4 protein-coding genes are annotated in these 4,818 nt (G+C 70.2%); 3 read left to right on the forward strand and 1 reads right to left on the reverse strand.

Annotated elements, in window-relative coordinates:
• Positions 1 to 26: 26 nt before the first annotated feature.
• A complete protein-coding gene (locus tag J2Y46_RS08685) occupies positions 27 to 716 on the reverse strand; it encodes a TetR family transcriptional regulator (RefSeq protein ID WP_310241670.1) in 690 nt (229 codons plus the stop codon).
• 159 nt (positions 717 to 875) lie between these two features.
• On the opposite strand from J2Y46_RS08685, the gene J2Y46_RS08690 reads away from it, so the two are divergent.
• The 3 genes from J2Y46_RS08690 (at position 876) to sucD (ending at position 4,612) form a co-directional block, all read left to right on the forward strand.
• Positions 876 to 2,423: an FAD-dependent oxidoreductase gene (locus J2Y46_RS08690; protein WP_310241672.1), complete on the forward strand. Its 1,548-nt coding sequence runs from the start codon at positions 876 to 878 to the stop codon at positions 2,421 to 2,423.
• Positions 2,424 to 2,511: 88 nt separating this feature from the next.
• Positions 2,512 to 3,675, forward strand: a complete 1,164-nt coding sequence (gene sucC / locus J2Y46_RS08695) for an ADP-forming succinate--CoA ligase subunit beta (protein ID WP_045300744.1) — start codon at positions 2,512 to 2,514, stop codon at positions 3,673 to 3,675.
• A 34-nt stretch (positions 3,676 to 3,709) separates the two neighbouring features.
• Positions 3,710 to 4,612 carry a succinate--CoA ligase subunit alpha gene (sucD, locus tag J2Y46_RS08700; RefSeq protein WP_045300746.1) on the forward strand — a complete coding sequence of 301 codons (903 nt, stop codon included), beginning with the start codon at positions 3,710 to 3,712 and terminating at the stop codon, positions 4,610 to 4,612.
• Positions 4,613 to 4,818 lie beyond the last annotated feature (206 nt).

The following is a 4,818-nucleotide window of genomic DNA, read 5'->3' on the forward strand; positions in this document are numbered from 1 at the left end:
CAAATCGCCCGGCAGCGTCGGAGACCTCAGTCGTCGAGGCGCTCGCGCAGGCGGCGAGCCAGCTCAGCCGTCGGCATCGCCCGCGGGAACACGGCCACGACGACCTGTTCGGCCGCGGGATCGCCTTCGCGATCGGGCAGCACGCCGAACCGCCGGCGGGCGTCGTCGAGGGCCGTGCGCAGCACTGCGACCGGCACCTTCTTCGGGCCGCGGATGAGCCGGCGCAGCACGTGGTTGTGGATCGCGGTGATGAGCGCCGAGAACCCGACGGCGTCCAGCGGGTCCAGGCCCGGAAGCGACGCGCGAAGGTACTCGTCGAAGAGCCGCTCGTACCGGAACACCGTCACGATCTCGCGATCGCGCAGCGCCGGCACGCCGCGCACGACCGCATAGCGGCGCCGGGCGAGCTCGGGGTCCGCCGCGAAGTGCGCATACACGAAGACGGATGCCTCGCACACGGCCGCCCACGGATCCCGATGCGGCTGCGCCAGGAACTCGCGCAGACGCTCGAGGAGCAGCTCGTGGTCGGCGAAGACGACGTCGTCCTTGCCCCCGAACTGCCGGAAGAACGTCGAGCGCGACACGCCGGCCGCCTGCGCGATCTGCTCCACCGAGGTCTGGTCGAACCCCTGTTCCGCGAACAGCTCGAGCGCGGCGGCGACCACGGCCGAGCGGGAGGCGGCCTGGGTGGCGGAGGCGGCAGCGGTGTCGGACATCTCGGGGAGAGCCTAATGCGCCCACCGCCGTCGGTGCGGCATGCCGTCGCGCGCCGCGCCCGCATCCGGTCCCGTGCTGTCAACGGGGTCGACACACCGCATGCGGAGGTCTTCTATAGGTCCATGGCGCCGATCTGGAGGACAGAAGCCGACAGCGTCATGGGCACGCCCTTCCAATCCGCCCGGCGTCGAGACGTCGTGGTCGTGGGCGCGGGGCTCACGGGCCTGTCGACGGCACTGCTGCTGACGCGCCAGGGCATGGACGTCGCCGTGGTCGACGCCGCCGAGGTGGGCGCGCTCGCGTCGGGCGCCAACACCGGAAAGCTGACGCTGCTGCAGGGATCAGTTCTCTCAGGTCTGCGCCGCCACCATCCCGCGCACCTCGTCCGTGCCTACGTCGAGTCCAACCGCGACGGCGCCGAGTGGCTCACAGGGATCGCCGACGAGCTCGGCGTGCCGTACTCGCGGCGCGCCGCCTATTCGTACGCACAGACGCCGCAGGGCGCCGAGCGCATCGAGGCGGAGCTTCGTGCGGCGGTCGAGGCCGGTCTCCCGGTGCGGCGGGTGGAACCCGATCAGCTCGCGCAGTCCCCGTTCGACATGGTCGACGCCGTCGCGCTCGATCGTCAGGTCGCGATCGATCCGTGCCGCCTCCTCGTCGCGCTCGCGCGGGCGCTGCTGCGTGAGGGAGGGACGCTGCACACCGGCGTGCGCGTCACGCGCGTGCACGCCGTGCCTTGGGCAGGCGTCGAGACGACGAGGGGCTTCATCGCGGCGAACCACGTCGTGCTCGCGACCGCGACCCCGATCATCGACCGCGGGCTCTACTTCGCCAAAGTGCGGGGGCTGCGCTCGTCGTGCGTCGCGTTCGCGACCGACGGACCTCTCCCCGAAGGCCTCTACATCTCGGTCGACGGCGAGACGAAGTCGGTGCGGTCGATCACGCCTGAGGACGGCCCGGCCGACGCCGCCCAGCTCATCGTCGGCGGCAACGGCTTCCCGGTGGGGCGCGCGTCCTCCCCGCTCGCCGCCGTGAACAGCCTCGTGTCGTGGACGCGGCACCACTTCCCTGGTGCCGAGCCGGTGGCCTCGTGGTCGGCGCAGGACTACGAATCGCACGACCTCATCCCGTTCGTGGGCGCGATGCCGCGAGGGCTCGGCCGCATCCGGTTCGCCACCGGGTACGCGAAGTGGGGACTGTCCAACGCGCCCGCCGCGGCGCTGAGGCTGACGGCCGAGATCTGCCGTGTCCCGCGACGCGAGCGTCCCGACTGGATGAACGTGATCTCCACGCGTTTCACGGTGCCGGCCGATCTCGCCCGTGGTGGCGTCGAGAATCTCCGGGTCGGGTGGGAGGCGGCGTCGGGGTGGATCGGCGCCCAGGCGGTGCCCACGCCGGTTCGCCGGCCGGCCGAGGGCGAGGGCGTCGTCGCCAGCCGTGCCGGCCAGCCCGTCGGCATCTCGACCGTCGACGGGCGCACCTGCGCGGTGAGCGCGGTCTGCACGCACCTCGGCGGGGTGCTGCGGTGGAACGACGCCGACCTCACGTGGGACTGTCCGCTGCACGCGTCGCGGTTCACGGCGGACGGATGCCGCATCGAGGGGCCCGCGCTCCGCGACCTCCCGCGCCTGCCGCGTGTGCCGGGCGAGGAACTCGACGACGAGCCCGGCGCGTCGCTGCGGTCAGAACCGGACATCGACCGGTAGTAGGCTGGGGGACTGGTCGATATCTCGACGTCGAGACGCTTTTGAGCGTCGTCCCCACCCCCATTCGCCACCTGCGAAGGAAATCACTGTGGATCTGTACGAGTACCAGGCACGAGACCTTTTCGAGAAGTACGAGGTGCCGGTGCTCGCCGGCATCGTCGCGGACACGCCGGAGGAGGTGCGTGCCGCAGCCGAGAAGATCGGCGGTGTCGTCGTCGTCAAGGCCCAGGTCAAGACCGGCGGTCGCGGCAAGGCCGGCGGCGTGAAGGTCGCCAAGACCCCCGACGAGGCCTACGAGGCCGCGAAGGCCATCCTCGGCCTCGACATCAAGGGTCACGTCGTCAAGCGCGTCATGGTCGCGCAGGGTGCCCGCATCGACAAGGAGTACTACTTCTCGGTGCTGCTGGACCGCGCCAACCGCTCGTACCTGTCGCTGGCGAGCGTCGAGGGCGGCATGGAGATCGAGGAGCTCGCGGTCGAGCGCCCCGAGGCGCTCGCGCGCGTCGACGTCAACCCGGGAGCGGGCATCGACAAGGCGAAGGCCGTCGAGATCGCCGAGGCAGCCGGCTTCTCCGCCGACCTGGTCGACAAGGTGAGCGACGTGTTCGTCAAGCTCTACAACGTCTACAAGGGGGAGGACGCGACGCTCGTCGAGGTCAACCCGCTCGTGCTCACCGAGGAGGGCGACATCATCGCCCTCGACGGCAAGGTCTCGCTCGACGAGAACGCCGACTTCCGTCACGCCGGGCACGCACTGCTCGAGGACAAAGACGCGGCCGACCCGCTCGAGGCGAAGGCCAAGGCCAACGACCTCAACTACGTCAAGCTCGACGGCGAGGTCGGCGTGATCGGCAACGGCGCGGGCCTGGTGATGTCGACGCTCGACGTCGTCGCGTACGCCGGTGAGCACCACGGCGGCGTGAAGCCCGCCAACTTCCTCGACATCGGCGGCGGCGCCTCGGCCGAGGTCATGGCCGCGGGCCTGGACGTCATCCTGGGCGACCCGCAGGTCAAGTCGGTGTTCGTCAACGTGTTCGGCGGCATCACCGCGTGCGACGCCGTCGCCAAGGGCATCGTCGGCGCGCTCGCCGAGCTCGGCTCGTCCGCCTCGAAGCCGCTGGTCGTGCGCCTCGACGGCAACAAGGTCGAGGAAGGACGTGCGATCCTCCGCGACGCGAACCACCCGCTCGTGACCCTGGCCGAGACGATGGACGAGGGCGCCGACAAGGCCGCCGAGCTCGCCAACGCCTGAACCGCAGACATCCGGAACTAGGAAAGAACCAGACATGTCGATCTTCCTCAACAAGGACTCCAAGGTCATCGTCCAGGGCATCACCGGCGGCGAGGGCACCAAGCACACCGCGCTCATGCTCAAGGCCGGCACCCAGGTCGTCGGCGGCGTGAACGCCCGCAAGGCCGGCACCACCGTGCTGCACACCGACGCCGACGGCAACCCCGTCGAACTGCCCGTGTTCGCCTCGGTGCAGGAGGCCATCGACGCCACCGGCGCCGACGTCTCGATCGCGTTCGTGCCGCCCGCGTTCACCAAGAGCGCCATGGTCGAGGCCATCGACGCCGAGATCCCCCTCCTCGTGGTGATCACCGAGGGCGTGCCCGTCGGCGACACCGCCGAGGCGTGGGCCTACGCGCAGTCGAAGGGTGACAAGACCCGCATCATCGGCCCGAACTGCCCCGGCATCATCACCCCCGGCGAGTCGCTGGTCGGCATCACGCCCGCCAACATCACCGGCAAGGGCCCGATCGGTCTCGTGTCGAAGTCGGGAACGCTGACGTACCAGATGATGTACGAGCTGCGCGAGATCGGCTTCTCGACGGCCATCGGCATCGGCGGCGACCCGATCATCGGCACCACGCACATCGACGCGCTCGCCGCGTTCGAGGCCGACCCCGAGACGAAGGCGATCGTCATGATCGGCGAGATCGGCGGCGACGCCGAAGAGCGCGCGGCCGACTTCATCAAGGCCAACGTGACCAAGCCGGTCGTCGGCTACGTCGCGGGCTTCACGGCCCCCGAGGGCAAGACGATGGGCCACGCCGGCGCCATCGTGTCGGGCTCGGCGGGCACCGCGCAGGCGAAGAAGGAGGCCCTCGAGGCCGCCGGCGTCAAGGTCGGCAAGACGCCGTCCGAGACCGCTGCGCTCATGCGCGACATCATCGCGGGGCTCTGAACCCCACGCACGACGCGACGAGAAAGGCCTCGCTTCGGCGGGGCCTTTCTTGGTCTGATCTGGATGTATTCCAGAAGGGGAATTCGACTCCTCTCTTGTGGATGTCGGATCGAGCCGCTACCGTCCCAGACGGATGCGCACCGAATGTCTGGCGGAGCGTAGCGGGACTGGGGATTCCTGCGGCCGAAATGGGCAGAAGGGGTCCC

Source organism: Microbacterium sp. BE35, assembly GCF_031457705.1.
Lineage (GTDB): Bacteria > Actinomycetota > Actinomycetes > Actinomycetales > Microbacteriaceae > Microbacterium > Microbacterium trichothecenolyticum.

Coding starts and splice junctions, on each gene's coding strand:
- J2Y46_RS08685 (WP_310241670.1), bottom strand. CDS start 716: ATGTCCGACACCGCTGCCGCCTCCGCCACCCAGGCCGCCTCCCGCTCG.
- J2Y46_RS08690 (WP_310241672.1), top strand. CDS start 876: ATGGGCACGCCCTTCCAATCCGCCCGGCGTCGAGACGTCGTGGTCGTG.
- sucD (WP_045300746.1), top strand. CDS start 3,710: ATGTCGATCTTCCTCAACAAGGACTCCAAGGTCATCGTCCAGGGCATC.